Annotated in this window: 14 protein-coding genes; 9 read left to right on the plus strand and 5 right to left on the minus strand. The window is 72.8% G+C overall.

Annotated elements, in window-relative coordinates; all coding sequences use genetic code 11:
* Positions 1–337 precede the first annotated feature (337 nt).
* Positions 338–2674 carry a chitinase C-terminal domain-containing protein gene (locus ACZ6ZI_RS18195; protein ID WP_469521804.1) on the plus strand — a complete coding sequence of 779 codons (2337 nt, stop codon included), beginning with the start codon at positions 338–340 and terminating at the stop codon, positions 2672–2674.
* 274 nt (positions 2675–2948) lie between these two features.
* Positions 2949–3698, plus strand: coding sequence for an SDR family oxidoreductase (locus tag ACZ6ZI_RS18200; RefSeq protein ID WP_469521806.1), 750 nt, complete (start codon positions 2949–2951; stop codon positions 3696–3698).
* A gap of 18 nt (positions 3699–3716) precedes the next feature.
* Here the strand turns inward: ACZ6ZI_RS18200 and ACZ6ZI_RS18205 are convergent, their stop codons facing one another.
* On the minus strand, positions 3717–4919 hold the full coding sequence (locus ACZ6ZI_RS18205; RefSeq protein WP_469521808.1) for an ROK family transcriptional regulator: 1203 nt from the start codon (positions 4917–4919) through the stop codon (positions 3717–3719).
* A 54-nt stretch (positions 4920–4973) separates the two neighbouring features.
* Here ACZ6ZI_RS18205 and ACZ6ZI_RS18210 point away from each other — a divergent pair, with 54 nt between their 5' ends.
* The 3 genes from ACZ6ZI_RS18210 (at position 4974) to ACZ6ZI_RS18220 (ending at position 8391) form a co-directional block, all read left to right on the plus strand.
* The gene (locus ACZ6ZI_RS18210; protein WP_469521810.1) at positions 4974–6188 is read left to right on the plus strand and encodes an MFS transporter; all 1215 of its coding nucleotides are present in this window, start codon (positions 4974–4976) and stop codon (positions 6186–6188) included.
* 78 nt (positions 6189–6266) lie between these two features.
* Positions 6267–7655: a uracil-xanthine permease family protein gene (locus ACZ6ZI_RS18215; protein ID WP_469521812.1), complete on the plus strand. Its 1389-nt coding sequence runs from the start codon at positions 6267–6269 to the stop codon at positions 7653–7655.
* Positions 7656–7731: 76 nt separating this feature from the next.
* A complete protein-coding gene (locus ACZ6ZI_RS18220; RefSeq protein WP_469521813.1) occupies positions 7732–8391 on the plus strand; it encodes a DUF5995 family protein in 660 nt (219 codons plus the stop codon).
* Between the two features lie 231 nt (positions 8392–8622).
* Here the strand turns inward: ACZ6ZI_RS18220 and ACZ6ZI_RS18225 are convergent, their stop codons facing one another.
* Positions 8623–10320 carry a flavin monoamine oxidase family protein gene (locus ACZ6ZI_RS18225; protein ID WP_469521815.1) on the minus strand — a complete coding sequence of 566 codons (1698 nt, stop codon included), beginning with the start codon at positions 10318–10320 and terminating at the stop codon, positions 8623–8625.
* 60 nt (positions 10321–10380) lie between these two features.
* Positions 10381–11181 carry a carbon-nitrogen hydrolase family protein gene (locus tag ACZ6ZI_RS18230; RefSeq protein ID WP_469521817.1) on the minus strand — a complete coding sequence of 267 codons (801 nt, stop codon included), beginning with the start codon at positions 11179–11181 and terminating at the stop codon, positions 10381–10383.
* 394 nt (positions 11182–11575) lie between these two features.
* Here ACZ6ZI_RS18230 and ACZ6ZI_RS18235 point away from each other — a divergent pair, with 394 nt between their 5' ends.
* Positions 11576–12328: a GNAT family N-acetyltransferase gene (locus tag ACZ6ZI_RS18235; protein WP_469521819.1), complete on the plus strand. Its 753-nt coding sequence runs from the start codon at positions 11576–11578 to the stop codon at positions 12326–12328.
* A 243-nt stretch (positions 12329–12571) separates the two neighbouring features.
* Entirely contained in the window at positions 12572–12868 is a 297-nt protein-coding gene (locus ACZ6ZI_RS18240; protein ID WP_469521821.1) for a WhiB family transcriptional regulator, read from the plus strand.
* A 121-nt stretch (positions 12869–12989) separates the two neighbouring features.
* Here ACZ6ZI_RS18240 and ACZ6ZI_RS18245 read toward each other — a convergent pair whose 3' ends face one another.
* Complete coding sequence (locus tag ACZ6ZI_RS18245) at positions 12990–13445, minus strand: Lrp/AsnC family transcriptional regulator (protein WP_007262967.1); 456 nt, start codon at positions 13443–13445, stop codon at positions 12990–12992.
* Between the two features lie 10 nt (positions 13446–13455).
* Positions 13456–14913: an amino acid transporter gene (locus tag ACZ6ZI_RS18250; RefSeq protein WP_469521823.1), complete on the minus strand. Its 1458-nt coding sequence runs from the start codon at positions 14911–14913 to the stop codon at positions 13456–13458.
* Between the two features lie 475 nt (positions 14914–15388).
* On the opposite strand from ACZ6ZI_RS18250, the gene ACZ6ZI_RS18255 reads away from it, so the two are divergent.
* Both ACZ6ZI_RS18255 and ACZ6ZI_RS18260 read left to right on the plus strand, forming a co-directional pair.
* On the plus strand, positions 15389–16402 hold the full coding sequence (locus ACZ6ZI_RS18255; protein WP_469521825.1) for a GDSL-type esterase/lipase family protein: 1014 nt from the start codon (positions 15389–15391) through the stop codon (positions 16400–16402).
* Between the two features lie 116 nt (positions 16403–16518).
* Positions 16519–17475 (plus strand): SCO0930 family lipoprotein, encoded by a 957-nt coding sequence (locus ACZ6ZI_RS18260; RefSeq protein ID WP_469521827.1) that lies wholly within the window; start codon positions 16519–16521, stop codon positions 17473–17475.
* Positions 17476–17528 lie beyond the last annotated feature (53 nt).

Here is a 17528-nt window from a genome sequence, read left to right on the forward strand (position 1 = left end):
GCGGCCGATTCTCGAGCGTCGCTGTCGCGCCGGCCGCGCGGGGGACGTTTCCCGCCGGCACTCACGAGCGAGCGTTGGTCCAGACCTATTGACGGGTTGGTCTAGTCCTCTTAACGTTCCCTTCATCTTCCCCGGGAGCCGACCCCGCCGACGTGCGCACGTCAGGGGTCAACCAGCGCCACGTTCAAGCCCGTTGCCGCAAGACGCCCGACCTCATCCCACGTCGTTCCGCCGCACCTCCGCAGTGGTTCCTGCTTCCGCGCTGCCGCTTCGCCCGCCGCCCGGCCGGCCTCGCCGCACGCCGTGTCCTGCCATCCTCCCCTCCCCAGGAGGCACCATGCTGTCCCCCACACGTACGAGAGCGATGCTCCTGGCATCCGGCGCCACGATCGCCGGCCTGCTGGTCGGCGGGCTCTCCGCGGGCGTCTCGCACGCCGCAGACAACGAGAGCTGTCGCCCCGACGGCCTGTACAAGACGGCCGGAGTGGACGTCCCGTACTGCTCCGTCTACGACTCCGAGGGTCGCGAGAAGATGGGCGCCGACCACCAGCGCCGCGTCATCGGCTACTTCACGGGCTGGCGCACCGGCAAGGACGGCACCCCCGCCTACCTCGCCAACAACATCCCGTGGTCCAAGGTCACCCACCTGAACTACGCCTTCGCGCACATCGGTTCCGACAACAAGATCTCCGTCGGCGCGGACAACGTGAACAACGCGGCCACCGGGATGACCTGGCCGGGCGTCGCGGGCGCCGAGATGGACCCGGCCCTTCCCTACAAGGGCCACTTCAACCTGCTGAACAAATTCAAGAAGCAGTACCCGAACGTCAAGACGCTCGTCTCGGTGGGCGGTTGGGCCGAGACCGGCGGCTACTTCGGCGACGACGGCAACCGCGTCGCGTCCGGCGGCTTCTACTCGATGGCCACCAACGCCGACGGCTCCGTCAACCAGGCCGGCATCGACACCTTCGCCGACTCCTCCGTCGAGTTCATCCGCAAGTACGGGTTCAACGGCGTCGACATCGACTACGAGTACGCGACCTCGATGAAGGACGCGGGCAACCCGCTGGACTGGCAGCTGTCCAACGCCCGCCGCGCGGGCCTGGTCAAGGGCTACGACGCCCTCATGAAGTCCCTGCGCGAGAAGCTCGACCGGGCCGGCGCCGCCGACGGCAAGCACTACCTGCTCACCGTCGCCGCGCCCTCCTCCGGCTACCTGCTGCGCGGCATGGAGACGTACCAGATGCAGAAGTACCTGGACTACGTCAACATCATGTCCTACGACCTGCACGGCGCCTGGAACGAGTACGTCGGCCCCAACGCCTCGCTCTTCGACGACGGCAAGGACGCCGAGCTGGCCGCCGCGAACGTCTACGGCAGCTCCCAGTACGGCAACATCGGTTACCTCAACACCGACTGGGCCTACCACTACTTCCGCGGCTCCATGCCGGCCGGCCGCATCAACATCGGCCTGCCGTACTACACCCGCGGCTTCAAGAACGTCCAGGGCGGCACCGACGGCCTGTGGGGCAAGGCGGCCGCGACCACCTGCCCGGCCGGCGCGGGTCTGACCAAGTGCGGCGACGGCGCCGTCGGCATCGACAACCTGTGGCACGACAAGGACACCAACGGTGTCGAGTCGCCCGCCGGCTCGAACCCGATGTGGCACGCCAAGAACCTGGAGAAGGGGATCGTCGGCGACTACGTCACCAAGTACGGCTTCCCCGCGAACACCACGCTCACCGGCACCTACGTCCGCAAGTACGACGCGAACCTGGTCGCCCCGTGGCTGTGGAACGCCCAGAAGAAGGTCTTCCTCTCCACCGAGGACGAGCAGTCCGTGGCGGCCAAGGCCGACTACGTGGTCGACCGCGGCATCGGCGGCACCATGGTCTGGGAGATGGCCGGCGACTACGCCTGGAACGCGACCAAGGGCCAGTACGAGGTCGGCGACACCCTGACCTCGGTGATGTACGAGAAGTTCAAGGCCGCCGCCCCGTACGGCGCGAAGAAGTCCAACACCGCGCTCCCGAACCAGGCCGTGGACATCAAGACGGAGTTCACCGAGTTCAAGCTCGGCGACTCCAACTACCCGATCACCCCGAAGATCAAGATCACCAACAACACGAAGACCGCGCTGCCCGGCGGCACCGAGTTCCAGTTCGACTACTCGACCTCCGCCCCGTCCAACGCCTCGGACCAGTCCGGCTTCGGCACCAAGGTCATCAAGAGCGACCACACGGGCGGCAATGTGGGCGGCCTGAAGGGCGACTTCCACCGGGTCTCCCTGAAGCTCCCGGCCTGGCAGTCGCTGGCCCCGGGCGCCTCGGTCGACCTGGCGTTCAACTACTACCTGCCGGTGTCCACGCCCTCCAACTGGACGGTGAACATCTCCGGCACCACCTACGCCCTCGCCGGCGACCTGGCGCGCGGCACGACGCTGGTGGAGCCGGGCGGCGGCAGCCAGCCCCCGACCACCCCGCCGACCACTCCTCCGACGACGCCTCCGGGCGGCACGTGCACCAACCCGGCGTACGTGGCGGGGAGCGTCTACAACAGCGGGAACGTGGTCTCGCACAAGGGCCACAACTGGAAGGCCCAGTGGTGGACGCAGAACCAGGAACCCGGCACCACCGGTGAGTGGGGCGTCTGGAAGGACCAGGGCGCCTGCTGACCCCCTCCCCTCCGGGTGGGGTGAGATGAGATGACGTGAGGACCCGGTGGCCCGGCGGCCACCGGGTCCTCGCACGTCCGGGGCCGGTTCCGCACACGTGCGGGGCCGGTTTGCCGCACGTCCGGGGCCGGTTTCCCGCACGTCCGGGGTGGATTTCCCGCACGTCCGGGGTGGATTTCCCGCACGTCCGGCCGCGTCCCGCGCACGCTGTCACGTTCCGGGGCCCCGTCCTGTCCCCTGGTCGACAGCACTCCCCCGCGGAAGGACACCCACCATGAGCACCATCCTCGTCACCGGCGGCACGGGCACCCTCGGGGTCCCGCTCGTCGAGCGGCTGCGCGCGCTCGGCCACGAGGTCCGGGTCCTGAGCCGGCGCTCCCCCACCCACCCCGTCGACCTGCGGGAGGGCACGGGGCTGGACGCGGCGATGGCGGGGGCGGAGGTGGTGGTGCACTGCGCCAGTGCCCCGCGCGGCGGCGACGACGCGGCCGCCGGACACCTGATCCGCGCGGCCCGCCGCAGCGGGACCGTCACCAACGTCGTCTACGTCTCGATCGTCGGCGTGGACGTCGTCCCCCTCGGGTACTACCGCACGAAGCTGGCCGTGGAGCGGGCGCTGGAGGCCTCCGGGCTCGGGTTCACGATCCTGCGCACCACCCAGTTCCACGACCTGCTCGCCCGGGTGGTGGGCGCGGCGGCGAAGCTGCCGGTGGTGCCGCTGCCGTCGGGCGTGCGGGTGCAGCCGATCGCCGTGGAGGAGGTCGCCGACCGGCTCGCGGAGCTGGCGGTGCCGACCCCGGCGGGCCGGGTCCCGGACCTGGGCGGCCCCGAGGTCCGCACCCTGGCGCAGTGGGGCCGGACGTACCTCGCGGCGACCGGCGGCCGGCGCCGCGTCGTCCCGCTGCCGCTCGCCGGGAAGGCCTACGCGGGCTTCCGGCGCGGCGGGAACCTGGCGCCCGGGAGGGCGGTGGGCCGGATCACGTTCGAGGAGTTCCTGGCCCGCCGGGACCGTACGGAAGCCTGAGCCGCGCCCCGCGCGGGGTCAGCCGCCGAACAGGACCGACTGGGCGGCCTCGCGGGCGGCCAGTCGGGCGCCCTCCAGCACCGCCGGGCCGCCCAGCGCGGTGGCCCGGACCGCGGTCGGGACGGGGGTCAGCGCCGCCAGGCGGCGGGCCACCCGGTCCGCGAGCCCGGGGCCGCCCGCCCGGCCGAGTTCCCCGCCGAGGACCACGCAGCCCGGGTCCAGGACCGCGGCGACGGCGGCGGCCCCGAGGGCGAGGCGCTCGGCCAGCGCCTCCAGGAAGGCCTCCCCGGCGGCGCCGGCGACGGCCTCCTCGGCCGGTCCGCGGAATCCGTGCTCCGCCGCGAGGGCCGTCACGGCCTCGCGGCCCGCCAGGGCGTGGAAGCCGCCGCCGCAGTCGGTGGCCGAGGGCAGGCCGGGGGTGCCGGGCACCGGGAGGAAGCCGATCTCCCCCGCTCCGCCGGAGGCGCCCCGGCGCAGTCGGCCGTCCAGCACGACGGCGGCGCCCACCCCCGCTCCGAGCCACAGCAGGACGAAGGAGTCCAGGTCGCGCGCCGCGCCGGCGCGCTGTTCGGCGAGGGCCGCGAGGTTGGTCTCGTTCTCCACCAGCACCGCGGCGGGCAGCCGGCGCTGGAGGGCGGCGACGAGGTCCCGGTGCCAGGCCGGCAGCCCGCTGGTGTCGCGCAGTTCGCCGGTGGCCGGGGCGACGAGGCCGGGCGCGCCGATCACCACGGTGTGCAGGTCCCGCGCGCCCGCCTCGCGGGTGAGTTCCGCGAGGCGGTCGACGGCCTCGTCGACGGCGTCCACGGGCAGCGCGGCCCGCGCCAGGGGGGTGCCGAGCAGGTCCGTGACCACGGCCGTGGCGCTGTCGGTGCGCACGTCGAGGGCGGCGAGGTGCGCCCGGCGGGCGACGATCCCGTGGAGGCGGGCGTTGGGGCCGCGCCGCCGGTCCCCGGACTCGCCGACGACCTCGATCAGCCCGGCGGCGGTCAGCCGCTCGACGAGGTCCGCGACGGAGGGTCGGGAGAGCCCGGTGAGCTGCTTGAGCTGGGTCGCCGTCAGGGGTCCCCGGTCCTGGAGGAGTTCCAGGGCGAGCCGGTCGTTGATGGCCCGTGCCGTACTGGGCGAGGCCGGTGAGGGCGGGGCCGGGTACGGGGCGCCGCGGTGGGGGGCGGCGGGCGGGGCGGCGGGGGTCGGTGCCTGGGCGGGGGTCACGCCGCTCATCCTAGGCGGGCCGACCCCCTAACCATCAGGCAGGGTCCCTGATAGTTTGCCGCCATGACCGGGGAAACCGACTTCAGCCCGGCGCGCCTGCGCCATGCCCGCTTCGCGATCGCCGCCGTGTTCTGCACCCACGGCGCCGTCACCGGCTCGTTCGCCACCCGCATCCCCTGGATCCAGGACCACGCGCAGCTCGGCGCGGGCACCCTGGGCGTCGCCCTCGCCTTCCCCGCCCTCGGCGCCGCGCTCGCGATGCCGCTCGCCGGGCGGATCAACCACCGCTTCGGGGCCCGCAACGCCCTGCGCGGCCTGCTGGCGCTGTGGACCCTGTCCCTGATCCTGCCGAGCCTGGCCCCGAACCTGGTGACCCTGTGCGGCACGCTCTTCGTCTACGGGGCCACGGCCGGCATGTCGGACGTGGCGATGAACGCCCTCGGGGTGGAGACCGAGAACCGGCTGGGCCGCTCCATCATGTCCTCGCTGCACGGCATGTGGAGCGTCGGCGCGCTGCTCGGCTCGGCCGCGGGCACGCTCGCCGCCCACACCGGGACGGACGCCCGGCTGCACCACCTGATCGCCGCCCTGGCCCTCACGGTGGCCGGACTGATCGCCGCCCAGGGGGTGCTCGACCTGCGCGGGGACCCGGACGGCGAGGCTCCGCCGCGTTTCGCGCTGCCGCCCCGCTCGGCCGTGCTGATCGGCGGCATCGGCTTCTGCGCGGTCTTCGCGGAGGGGGCGAGCCTGGACTGGTCGGCCGTGTACCTGCGCGACGTACTGGACGCGGGCGCGGGCCCGGCCGCCGCCTCCACCACCGCGTTCGCCCTGACCATGGCCGTGGCGCGACTGGTCGGGGACCGGGTCGTGGACCGGTTCGGGCCGGTGCGCACCGTCCGGGCGGGCGGCGTACTGGCCACCGCGGGCGGGGTGCTGGTGGTGACGGCCTCGCACCCGGCGGCGGCGATGGCCGGCTTCGGTCTGATCGGGCTGGGCATCGCGGTGGTGGTGCCGCTGGCCTTCGCGGCGGCGGGGCGCAGCGGGCCGGCTCCGGCGCAGGCGATCGCGGGGGTCGCGACGATCACCTACACCTCGGGGCTGATCGCCCCGTCGGCGATCGGCGCGGTCGCGGACGCCACGTCGCTGGTGGTGTCGTTCGGTTTGGTGACGGCGCTGTCCTGTGCGCTGGTCGTGGGCGCGGCCGTGCTGCGGCCGAGGACGGGTGCGGGGCCGACCGGTGCCGCCAACCAGGACGAACCTGCCCCTATACGGCCGTAATATGACCGCTGGCTCCGTGCGGCACCTCCGTGCGTGGCCAGGATGCTTGACGGGTCGTTCGAACGGAAGTGGTGGAACATGGGCTTCGGCGTTGGCTGGACCCTGCACGGAGACGGGCGGACCCCCGCTCCCGGCGCGGTGGTGCGGCCCGAGGAGCGGCTCTCGTGGCCGCGCACCGCCGGGCTCGGCGCACAGCACGTGGTCGCGATGTTCGGCGCGAGCTTCGTGGCTCCGGTCCTCATGGGCCTGGATCCGAACCTGGCGATCATGATGTCGGGCGTCGCGACCGCGATCTTCCTGCTGGCCACGCGCGGCCGGGTCCCCTCCTACCTGGGGTGCTCGCTGTCCTTCGTGGGCGTGGCCGCGGCGATCCGGGCCGGCGGCGGCGACAGCGCCGTGGTCACGGGCGCGGTGTTCGTCGTCGGCGCGGCGCTGTTCCTGGCGGGCCTGGCCGTCCGGCGGTTCGGCGCGCGGATCATCCACGCGGCGATGCCGCCGGTGGTCACCGGCGCCGTGGTGATGCTGATCGGCTTCAACCTGGCCCCGGTGACGGCGTCCACGTACTGGCCCCAGGACCAGTGGACCGCGCTGCTGACGATGGCGTTCACCGGGCTCGCGGTGGTGTGCCTGCGGGGCTTCTGGTCACGGATCGCGATCTTCCTGGGGCTGGTCTTCGGCTACGCGATCTCCTGGATCCTCGACCTGGTCTTCGGGAAGATCCACTCCCCCGTCGGCGGTCCCGAGGCGGTCGACCACTGGCGGTTGGACCTGTCGGGCGTCGGCAAGGCCGAATGGATCGGGCTGCCGTCCTTCCACGCCCCCGCCTTCGAGTGGTCGGCGATCCTGATCGCGCTCCCCGTGGTGATCGCGCTGATCGCCGAGAACGCGGGACACATCAAGGCCGTGGGCGAGATGACCGGGGACCCGCTCGACGACAAGCTCGGCACGGCCATCGCCGCCGACGGCGCCGCGTCGATGCTGTCCACGGCCGTGGGCGGCCCGCCGAACACCACGTACTCGGAGAACATCGGCGTCATGGCCGCCACCCGGGTCTACTCCACCGCCGCCTACTGGGCCGCCGCCGGCTTCGCCCTCCTCTTCGGGCTGTGCCCGAAGTTCGGCGCGGTCGTCGCCGCCATCCCGGGCGGGGTGCTCGGCGGCATCACCGTGATCCTCTACGGCATGATCGGCCTGCTCGGCGCCCAGATCTGGCTGAACGCCCGGGTGGACCTGCGCAACCCGCTCAACCTGGTACCGGCCGCGGCGGGCATCATCATCGGCGTCGGCGGCGTGAAGCTGCGGTTCACCGACAGCTTCGAGCTGGGCGGCATCGCGCTCGGCACCATCGTGGTGATCACCGGCTACCACGCGCTGCGCCACTTCGCCCCGGCCCACCTCAAGCAGCAGGAACCGCTGCTCGACTCGGGCACGTCCGCCTACGACGACTCCGGGGACAAGCGGGGTTGACGGGCCTTCACCCGAACCGGGGAAGCGTACGGCCAAGTTCCCCGGTATCGGGGGGCGGACTGCGACGCTGCCTCCCATGGAAGCGGTGCTCGCGCGGATGCGCGCCCTCGATGAGCGGCTCCCCGCGCAGGACGGCGTCGCCGTCTTCAACCGGGTCTACCTGACCGTGACGGAGACCCTGCACCGCCGGATCGCGTACGGGGAGTTCCCGGCGCCCCGGCGGGCGGAGACCCTCAGCGTGCGCTTCGCCCAGCGGTACCTGACGGCCGTCGAGGCGGACCGGGCCCCGGCCTGCTGGCGGCCGCTGCTCCAGTACCGCCGCCACCCGGGGGTCCGGCCGCTCCAGCACGCGCTGGCCGGGATCAACGCGCACATCGGCCACGACCTGGCGGTCGCGGTGGTGTCCACCTGCCGGGCGCTGGAATGCGAACCCGCGGCCCTCGAAGCCGACTTCGACCGGGTCGGCGACACCCTCGTGGCCCTGGAGGAGCACATCCGGGAGGACCTGATGCCGGGTCCCGACCTCCTGGAGATCGCCGACCCGCTGACCCACCTGATCGGTTCGTGGAGCCTGGAGCGCGCCCGCGCGGGCGCGTGGGCGGCGGCCCGGCTGATGTGGACCCTGCGCCGTTCCCCCGAACTGGCGGAGGAGTTCCGCGCGTCCCTCGACTCCGGTGTCGGCCTGGTGGGCCGCTGCCTGCTGACGCCGGTCCGCGTGGTGCGGCAGCGGGCGTGAGGACGAGGACACGGGGGCGCCGGTACGAGGGCGCGGACATGAGTACGGGCCGCCGCCGCGCTCGTGCGCGGGGGCGGCCCGTGTCAGGGGGACCCTGGGGACCCTGAGGATTCCGGGATCCGAGATCCGTAGATCCGGGGATCCGGGGGGATCCGGGGGGATCCGGGGATCCGGGGGGATCCGGGGATCCGGGGGGATCCGGGGATCCGGGGGGATCCGTAGATCCGGCGATCAGTCCTCGGGGAGCTCGACCGGGGCGATCTCGTCGTAGACGTCACCCGGGCCGGGGTTGGCGGCGTCCGTGGAACCGCCGAGGTGGTGCATGACGCCCCAGACGGCGTTCAGGGCGGTCTGGACCGCGCCCTCGGCCCAGCCGGCCGTCCAGGAGATGTCGTCGCCGGCGAGGAAGATGCCCCGCTTGTCCTCGGGGAGGCGGTCCTGCATGAAGTGGGTGAACAGGCGGCGCTGGTAGCGGTAGTGACCCGGCAGGTTGGCCTTGAACGCGCCCATGAAGTAGGGCTCGTCCTCCCAGGACACGGTGACCGGGTTGCCGATGATGTGACGGCGGATGTCGACCTTGGGGTAGATCTCGCCGAGGGACTTCAGCATGACCTCCATCCGCTCGTTCGCGGACAGCGGCAGCCACTTGAGGCTGTCGTCGCACCAGGTGTACGAGAGGCAGATGACGGCCGGCTTGTCGGGGCCGTTGTCCAGCAGGTAGGTGCCGCGGGTCATGCGGTCGGTCAGCGTCATCGACATGACGTCGCGGCCGGTCTCCTCGTCCTTGTCCAGCCAGAACGGCCGGTCGACGGGGACGAACAGCTTGGACGACTCCATGTAGTGGGTGCGCTCGATCGCCGTCCAGTGGTCGATCGGGAACAGCGTGTCGTCGCACTCGATCTTCGACAGGAGCATCCAGGACTGGGCCGTGAAGATCGCGGCGCGGTACGTGCGGATGTCGCCGGAGGCGTCGGTGACCGTGATGCGGTTGCCGGCGGTGCGGTGCAGGCGGGTGACCGCCGGGCGCGGGGCGCCCTCGTGCAGGGAGGACAGGGAGGTGCCCTGGGCCCAGTGCAGGATCTTCTCGGGCTCGCGCTCCCACAGGCGCAGCGGCAGCTGCTGGGAGCCGCCGACGATGCCGCGGTGGTGGTCGTCCGCCTCGGTGTAGACGACGCGCAGGATCTCCAGGATGGAGTTCGGGAAGTCGGTGTCCCAGCCGCCGGTGCCGAAGCCGACCTGGCCGAAGATCTCGCGCTTGCGGAAGGACTTGAAGGCCTCGGACTTGCACAGGAAGCCGTAGAAGGTCTCGTCGTCGAGCTTCTCGACGAGCTTGGCCCAGATCTCGCGGATGCGCGGGACGTCCCGCTCGCGCATCGCGGTGTTCATGTCGGAGAAGTCGGCGCCCTCGTCGAGGCAGGCGTTCCACGCGGCCGACACGTCGCGGTAGATCTGCGGCAGGTCGGCGATGGTCTCGGCGTAGTGCGACTCGCCCTTGAGGTCGACGACCGTCGAGGGGGTGGACTCGGCGAGCGGGTTCGGGAAGGGCTCCGTGACCAGGCCGACGAGGTCGATGTAGTGCTGGAGGGCGGTGGAGGACGGCGGGAAGCGCATGGCGCCCATCTCCGCGGTCAGGCCCTCGGTCTCGGCGCCCTCGAAGCCGACGGTGCGCAGCCGGCCGCCGATCTGGTCGGCCTCGTAGACGACGGGCTTGAGGCCCATCTTCATCAGCTCGTACGCGGAGATGATGCCGGACAGGCCACCGCCGATGACGGCGACCTCCGTGCCGTGCTCGGTCGCCGGTATCTGACCCAGACCCGCCGGGTGGGCGAGGAAGTCGTCGTAGGCGTACGGGAAGTCCGGCCCGAACATGGTGATCGGGGGCTGACCGTCGCTGTGCGGGACGGCGGTGGTGGGCACCGTGGACGTCATGGGGGTACGTCTCCTTGCGGCAGAGCAGGCAGGGCGGGGGGGGAAGGGGCGGCGTCGGACTCAGACGAGCGAGGCGTAGAGCCCCGGGCGGCGGTCGCGCAGGTAGGGGTTGTTCTCGCGCGAGGCCGCGAGGAGCTCGGGGTCGACCTCGCCGAAGACCGTCTCCTCGCCGCGACCGGCGCGGGTGCGGGTGACGCCGTCGGGGCTCGCGAGGCAGCTGAGGCCGACGAACTCGAACTCGCCCTCGGGGCCGGTCCGGTTGACGTACGCGATGTACATCTGGTTCTCGAAGGCCCGGACGGGGACCAGCTGCTCGGCGACGAACTGGAACGGGTGCATCTGCGCGGTCGGGACCAGGAGGAGGTCGGTCCCGGCGAGCGCGTGCGCCCGTACGTTCTCGGGGAACTCCACGTCGTAGCAGATCATGATGCCGACGCGGAGGCCGTGCAGGTCCGCCTGGACGACGGGGGTGTCGCCGGGGGTGAAGGCGTCCTGCTCGAAGCAGCCGAAGAGGTGGGTCTTGCGGTAGTTGGCGAGCGCGGTCCCGTCGGGGCCGATGAGCTGCGCCGAGTTGTAGACCGCCTCGCCCGACCGCTCGGGGTAGCCGTACAGGACGGCGATGTCGTGGCGGCGCGCGATCTCCCCGATGGCGACGGCGGACGGGCCGTCGGCCGGTTCGGCGATGCCGGGGACGTCCTGGAGGTCCAGCGCGTAGCCGGTCAGGAACATCTCCGAGGTCACGAGGAGCCCGGCCCCGCCCTGTGCGGCGCGCGCCGCGGCCTCGTCGAGCCGCTTCAGGTTCTCGGCGGTGTCGCCGAGCCGTCCGGAGCTCTGGAGGAGGGCGGTGCGCAGCGGGGGCATGGGCGAACCTCTGTGACTGGTGGGGTGGGGGTCGTAAAACGGTACGTTCGCGCGTTCGACCGCGACAAGCCGTCACCGTTGCGCTGGACGCATCGATTCGTTGCGCGTTCGGGGGGCTCGGCGGCGATTCGTTGCGTGGGGCCGTTCCGGCCGGTGGGGCGGGTTCCCGGGCGTGTCGTACGGCCCTGCGGAGGACCCTGCGCGCGGCCCTTCCCGCCGCCTCCCCGCGCCCCGTCCCGGCGCCCTCCCGGGGCGGCCCCGGCGGCACGGAAAAGGGCCTGCTCCGGGGTGGTCCCGGAGCATAACCTGCGGGTGGCGGGCCCCCTCGGCCGCGGCCACGGCCGCCGCCGCCCGGGAGCCGGCTCCCCCACCCTACGGAAGGATCCGCGCAGCCATGTCACCCGAGTCACGCCAGGACGGCGCCGTGCTGGACAACCCGGTGTGGGCGGCCCTCAGCGGCCCGCACCGCGCCTTCGCCCAGTCCGTCGGGCGCGCCGCCCGCTACCTGCCGGACGCCAACCCGTTCGCCGCCGTCGCCGATCCGCGGGACCCCCGCGCCTGGGCGGACCTGGCCGAGCTGACGGGTCCCGGTCGGGAGGTGTGGCTGACGGGCCTGCCGACGCCGCCGCCCGGCTGGCGGACGCTGCGCACCATCCCCGGCGTACAGCTGGACGGACGGGCGGTCCGGGCCGAGGCGGACCCCGAGGCGGTCCGGCTCGGGGCGGCCGACGTGCCGGAGATGCTGGAGCTGGTGGCGCTGACCGAGCCGGGCCCGTTCCTGCCCCGGACCGTCGAGCTGGGCACGTACCTGGGGATACGCCACGAGGGGCGGCTCGTGGCCATGGCCGGGGAGCGGATGCGGCCCACCGGCTGGACGGAGATCAGCGCGGTGTGCACGCATCCGGACCACCGGGGGCGGGGTCTGGCGCAGCGGCTGGTCCGCGCGGTGGCGGCCGGGGTGCGCGAGCGCGGGGACCTCCCCTTCCTGCACGCGGCGGCCGACAACACGAACGCCGTCCGGCTCTACGGGGCGATGGGCTTCGTCCTGCGCCGCGAACCGGTCTTCATCGGCCTGCTCACCCCGGGGGAACCGGAGGACGGGGAGGCCGTGCGGAGGAACCCCGCGGGGGCCCGCACGAGGCCGTAACACGGTTTAACACGCGGTTCATTGAGTGCGGCCGGGGATGGCCGTAGCGTCGTCGGCACGGGAGCGCGGGCGAGGCGCTCGGGTGTCCGTAGCGGTGAACACGTGGCAGATCAGCGGCCACCTCCGGCCCGCCCCGCTCCCGTACTCTCCCGGCTTCCCGGGCTCTCCCGGTTTCCCGGGTTTCGTCGCCGGCCTCGCGGTCACACGCGGGGTGAGGGACGCAATCCACGGAAGGGAACCGCCATGACCGACGTCTCGCGCCTGCCCGGCGCCGCCCTCCACCACTGGCAGTGGCAGTCCTCGGCGGCCTGCCGGGGCCTGGGGCCCGGCCGCTTCTTCCACCCCGCCGGCGAGCGGGGCGACGACCGCGAGGACCGGGACCGGGCCGCGAAGCGGGTCTGCGGGGGTTGCCCGGTCCGGGAGGCCTGCCTGCGGCACGCCCTGCGCACCCGCGAGCCCTTCGGCGTGTGGGGCGGGCTGACCGAGGAGGAACGCCGCCCCCTGCTGCACGGCGCCGCCGCCCGGCCCGTGTCGGCGTAGGGCCGCGCGCACCGGGCGCGGCCACACGCACCGCGCGGCCGGGATCCGGGGTACGGGAACGCCCCCGGTGCGGCCTCGCGGGGCCGCGCCGGGGGCGTTCTCGTGGTGCGGGCCGGACGGCCTACGCAGGGGCGCCCGAGGTGAAGCGGCGCAGGAGCGGGGAGAGGACCAGGACCGACTTGGTGCGCTCCACGAAGGGCTCGCCCGCGATCCGTTCCAGGACCCGCTCGAAGTGGCGCATGTCGGAGGCGAAGACCTGGACGAGGGCGTCCGCGTCGCCGGTGACGGTCGACGCGGACACCACCTCGGGGTAGCGCTCCAGTCCTCGGCGGATGTCGTCCGGCGAGGTGTTGTGGCGACAGTAGATCTCGATGAAGCCCTCGGTCTCCCAGCCCATCGCGGCGGGGTCGACGCGGACCGTGAAGCCGGTGATGGCTCCTTCGGCCCGCAGCCGGTCGACGCGCCGTTTGACGGCGGGGGCGGAGAGTCCGACCTCGGAGCCGATGTCCGCGTAGGAGCGGCGGGCGTCCTCGGCGAGGGCGTGCACGATGCGTTCGTCGAGATCGTTCAGTCGCACTGCGGGTGGATCACTTCTCTGCTGTGGCCAATGCTGAGCGGCGGATGCCGTACAGGAAGTAGACCACGAGGCCGACGGCCATCCAGACACCGAACGCGACCCAGGTGGCCACGGGCAGGCTGTACATCATGTAGCCGCAGGCGATGAAGCCGAGGATCGGGGTGACGGGGAAGAGCGCCACCTTGAAGGTGCGGGGCATGTCGGGCTTGGTGCGGCGCAGGATGACGACGGCGATGTTGACCAGGGCGAAGGCGAAGAGCGTGCCGATGCTGGTGGCGTTGGCCAGCTCACCCAGGGGGATGAAGGCCGCGAGGGCGCCGCAGAAGATCGAGACGATCAGCACGTTGGCGCGGGGGGCGCCGGTCTTCTCGTCGACCTTGGCGAAGACCTTGGGAACGAGGCCGTCGCGCGACATCGCGAAGAGGATGCGGGTCTGGCCGTAGAGGACGGCGAAGACGACGGAGGCGATGGCGACGACGGCGCCGGCGGCGAGGACGACGCCCCAGACGCTGGTGCCGGTGACGTCGGTCATGATCTGGGCGAGCGCGGCCTCGGTGCCCTCGAAGTCCTGCCACGGCATGGCGCCGACGGCGACGAAGGCGACGAGAACGTACAGGACGGTGACGATGCCCAGCGAGAGCATGATCGCGCGGGGCAGGTCCTTCTTCGGGTTCTTGGCTTCCTCACCGGCGGTGGAGGCGGCGTCGAAGCCGATGTAGGAGAAGAAGAGCGTGGAGGCGGCGGCGCTGATGCCGGTGATGCCGAGCGGGGCCAGCGGGGCGTAGTTGCCGGCCTTGATGCCGAGGACGCCGATGCCGATGAAGAGCACCAGGGTGACGATCTTGACGACGACCATGATCGTGTTGATGCGGGCGCTCTCCTTGGCGCCGCGCATCAGGAAGACCATGGCGAGCAGGACGACGACCAGGGAGGGGAGGTTGATCCAACCGCCGTCGCCCAGCGGGGCGGCGGAGAGCTTCTCGGGGAGCGTGATGCCTATGGTGCCTTCGAGCAGCTCGTTGAGGTACTGGCCCCAACCGACGGCCACGGCCGAGACGGAGACGGCGTACTCCAGGACCAGGCACCAGCCGCAGATCCAGGCGATGAACTCGCCCATGGTCGCGTACGAGTACGAGTACGAGGAGCCGGAGACCGGCACGGAGCCGGCCAGCTCGGCGTAGGACAGGGCCGAGAACAGGGCGGTGAGGCCCGCGATGACGAACGAGATCGTCACGGCCGGACCGGCCTTGGGAGCCGCCTCGCCGAGGACGACGAAGATGCCGGTGCCCAGGGTGGCGCCGATGCTGATCATCGTCAGCTGCCACATGGTGAGCGAGCGGCGCAGCGAGCCGCCCTCGCCCTGGCCGCCCTCGGAGACCAGTCGCTCGACCGACTTGCGGCGCAGCAGCGGGTTGACGGGCTTGCGGGGCTCGGACGTGAGCGGTGGCGCCTGGCCGTGATCGAGCACGAGGGACTCCTTTGACACTGCGGATGGGGACGTTCAGGCGTCGACCGCAGCGGTCCGGAGCAGTTGACAGACAGGGCCGGGCCCTGTCTGGGCATGGGGGGACCGCCGAGCAGGCGGTCCGCGCCACTCCACGTACAGCGAGTGAGCCTACGAGCTGAGTGATACCGCCCGTAATGCACCATCCTTGCACATTGTCGAACAATCATTGCGCGGATCCGCCCGCGATGGTCGTTTGTTGCGCACAGACGATCGATCACTGCGCAACCCCTCCGCGAACCCCTCCCGGAGGTTCCACTTGACGCGTCGTCAGATCCCGTGGCCGGTGCGGCGGTGGAAGTGACCCCTCCACGGGTACGGGTCACCCGTGCGGCCCCTGCGGAAGTGACGGGTTCCACACCCGCCGGCGGACCCCGGGGCCGCCGACCCACCGGCACCACCCGTACCTGTACCCGTACCCGAGCAACGGAGGCGAAGAGTGAGCGGACCCGGCCCCCGGGCGCACTGGCTGGACCCCGAACCGTTCCTGCGCGGGGTCGCCTGGCTGGACAAGGGCCGCCCCGTGCGCGCCGACCCGGCCGACACGATGCGGCTGCCCTGGGACACCGGCGAACGGGCCACGCTCCCCATAGGGGTCCGCCTGGAGTTCACCACCGACACCGCGCACGCCGTGGAGATCCACTACCGGGCCGCCGTTCCGGGCCCCACCGACGCGCTGCGCGACCTCGCGCACGGCTTCGCCCTGTGGAACCGGCACGGGCTGATCACCGAGGTGTTCACCGAGCCGGCCGGCGAGTCCGTCGTACGCCTGGACCTGCCCGCCCGCCACGGCCCCTTCGTCCTGCACCCGCCGGAGGGCCAGTCCCCGGTGATCCTGGGCCTGCGCGGGATCGGCGGCGACCTCGCGCCCGCGCCCACCGCCCCCCGCTGGGTGGTGCACGGCGACTCCATCACGGAGGGCTGGTGGTCCACCCGCCCCGCCCACGGCTGGCCCGCCGTCGCGGGCCGGGCCCTCGGCTGGGACACGGTCAACATCGGCTACGCCGGAGCCGCGCGCGGGGAACTGGCCACCGCCGAGCAACTGGCCGCCCTCCCCGCCGACGTCCTCACCCTCGCCTTCGGCACCAACTGCTGGAGCCGCGTCCCCTTCTCGGCGGCCCTCCTCTACGAGACCACCCGCGTCTTCCTCGACCTGATCCGCCAGGGCCACCCGAGCACCCCGCTGCTGCTCGTCTCCCCCGTGCTGCGCCCCGACGCCGAACGCACCCCGAACCGGCTGGGCGCCACCCTGGGGGCCCTGCGCGACGCCATGGAACGGGCCACCCGGGACCGGATCGCCGCCGGTGACGGCCGGCTCGCCCTGCTGCCCGGCCGCGACGTGCTGGGCCCCGAGCACCTCGCGGACGGACTCCACCCCAACGACGCCGGACACCGCACGCTCGGCCTCGCTGTGGTCACGGCCGTCAGGAGGGCCGGGTTCGACGCCGGCTGAGTGAAACAGGTCATACCGGCCGCGTTGAACAGGACGCTCCCGCCGGCGCGTGTCCTGCACACGTCGCCGGGCTCCCGGCGGCGCGAACAGGCGCACACCACACGGGAGAGATCATCATGGGCATCAAGCGCGGAACGTCCCTGGCCGCCGTCGCCGTCGCCGTCGTCCTCACGGCGACGGCCTGCGGAGGCACCGACAAGGCGGCGGACGCGGTCAAGCCCGCCGGAGCCGCCGCCGAGGCACCCGCCGCGGACCCCTACGCCCAGGACGCCGGGGCCCCGGCCGGCGCCGACGCGCCGGCGGGCGCCAAGCCCGCCGGTCAGCTGGTCGCCTCCACCACCGACCGGCTCGGCCCGGTCCTCACCGACAGCGCCGGCTTCACCCTGTACCGCTTCGACAAGGACACCGCGAAGCCCCCGACCTCCAACTGCGACGGCGACTGCGCGAAGGCCTGGCCCGTGGTCCCCGCCGGCGACGTGACGGCCCCCGCCGGCACCGACCCCGCCCTGCTGGGCGAGGTGGTCCGCAAGGACGGCACCAAGCAGCTGACGGTCGCCGGCTGGCCCGCGTACCGCTTCGCGAAGGACGCCAAGGCGGGCGACCTGAACGGGCAGGGCGTCGGCGGCACCTGGTTCGCCCTCGCCCCCGACGGCAAGAAGGCCGCGGCCGGCGGGGCCGCCGGCGCGGCGCCGGAGGCCCCGGCCGCGGCCCCGGCCACGGGCAAGCTGTCCGTGGCCAAGGACCCGAAGCTGGGCGAGCACATCGTCGACGCGAACGGCATGACCGTCTACCGCTTCAAGCCGGACACCGCCTGGCCGATGGTGTCCAAGTGCGTCGGCGACTGCCTCGCCAAGTGGCCGGTGGTCCCGCCGACGGAGCGGGCGGCCGACAAGGGCATCGTCGAGAAGAACTACACGGTCCTGGACCGGCCGGACGGCAAGAAGCAGCAGTCGGTCAACTGCTGGCCCGTCTACACCTTCGCCGGTGACAAGAAGCCCGGCGACACCAACGGGCAGGGCGTCGGCGGCACCTGGTACGCCGTCTCCCCCGCCGGCGACATGATCACCAAGTAGCCCTCCCGGCGGCGCACCCGCCCCCTCCGGTCCGCGCGGCCCCCGCCCCCCTC

The sequence above is a fragment of the Streptomyces sp. NPDC103540 genome, from assembly GCF_055584445.1.

Excerpts from the sequence above, each read along its gene's own strand:
- ACZ6ZI_RS18195 (WP_469521804.1), top strand. The coding sequence starts at position 338 with ATGCTGTCCCCCACACGTACGAGAGCGATGCTCCTGGCATCCGGCGCC.
- ACZ6ZI_RS18200 (WP_469521806.1), top strand. The coding sequence starts at position 2,949 with ATGAGCACCATCCTCGTCACCGGCGGCACGGGCACCCTCGGGGTCCCG.
- ACZ6ZI_RS18205 (WP_469521808.1), bottom strand. The coding sequence starts at position 4,919 with ATGAGCGGCGTGACCCCCGCCCAGGCACCGACCCCCGCCGCCCCGCCC.
- ACZ6ZI_RS18210 (WP_469521810.1), top strand. The coding sequence starts at position 4,974 with ATGACCGGGGAAACCGACTTCAGCCCGGCGCGCCTGCGCCATGCCCGC.
- ACZ6ZI_RS18215 (WP_469521812.1), top strand. The coding sequence starts at position 6,267 with ATGGGCTTCGGCGTTGGCTGGACCCTGCACGGAGACGGGCGGACCCCC.
- ACZ6ZI_RS18220 (WP_469521813.1), top strand. The coding sequence starts at position 7,732 with ATGGAAGCGGTGCTCGCGCGGATGCGCGCCCTCGATGAGCGGCTCCCC.
- ACZ6ZI_RS18225 (WP_469521815.1), bottom strand. The coding sequence starts at position 10,320 with ATGACGTCCACGGTGCCCACCACCGCCGTCCCGCACAGCGACGGTCAG.
- ACZ6ZI_RS18230 (WP_469521817.1), bottom strand. The coding sequence starts at position 11,181 with ATGCCCCCGCTGCGCACCGCCCTCCTCCAGAGCTCCGGACGGCTCGGC.
- ACZ6ZI_RS18235 (WP_469521819.1), top strand. The coding sequence starts at position 11,576 with ATGTCACCCGAGTCACGCCAGGACGGCGCCGTGCTGGACAACCCGGTG.
- ACZ6ZI_RS18240 (WP_469521821.1), top strand. The coding sequence starts at position 12,572 with ATGACCGACGTCTCGCGCCTGCCCGGCGCCGCCCTCCACCACTGGCAG.
- ACZ6ZI_RS18260 (WP_469521827.1), top strand. The coding sequence starts at position 16,519 with ATGGGCATCAAGCGCGGAACGTCCCTGGCCGCCGTCGCCGTCGCCGTC.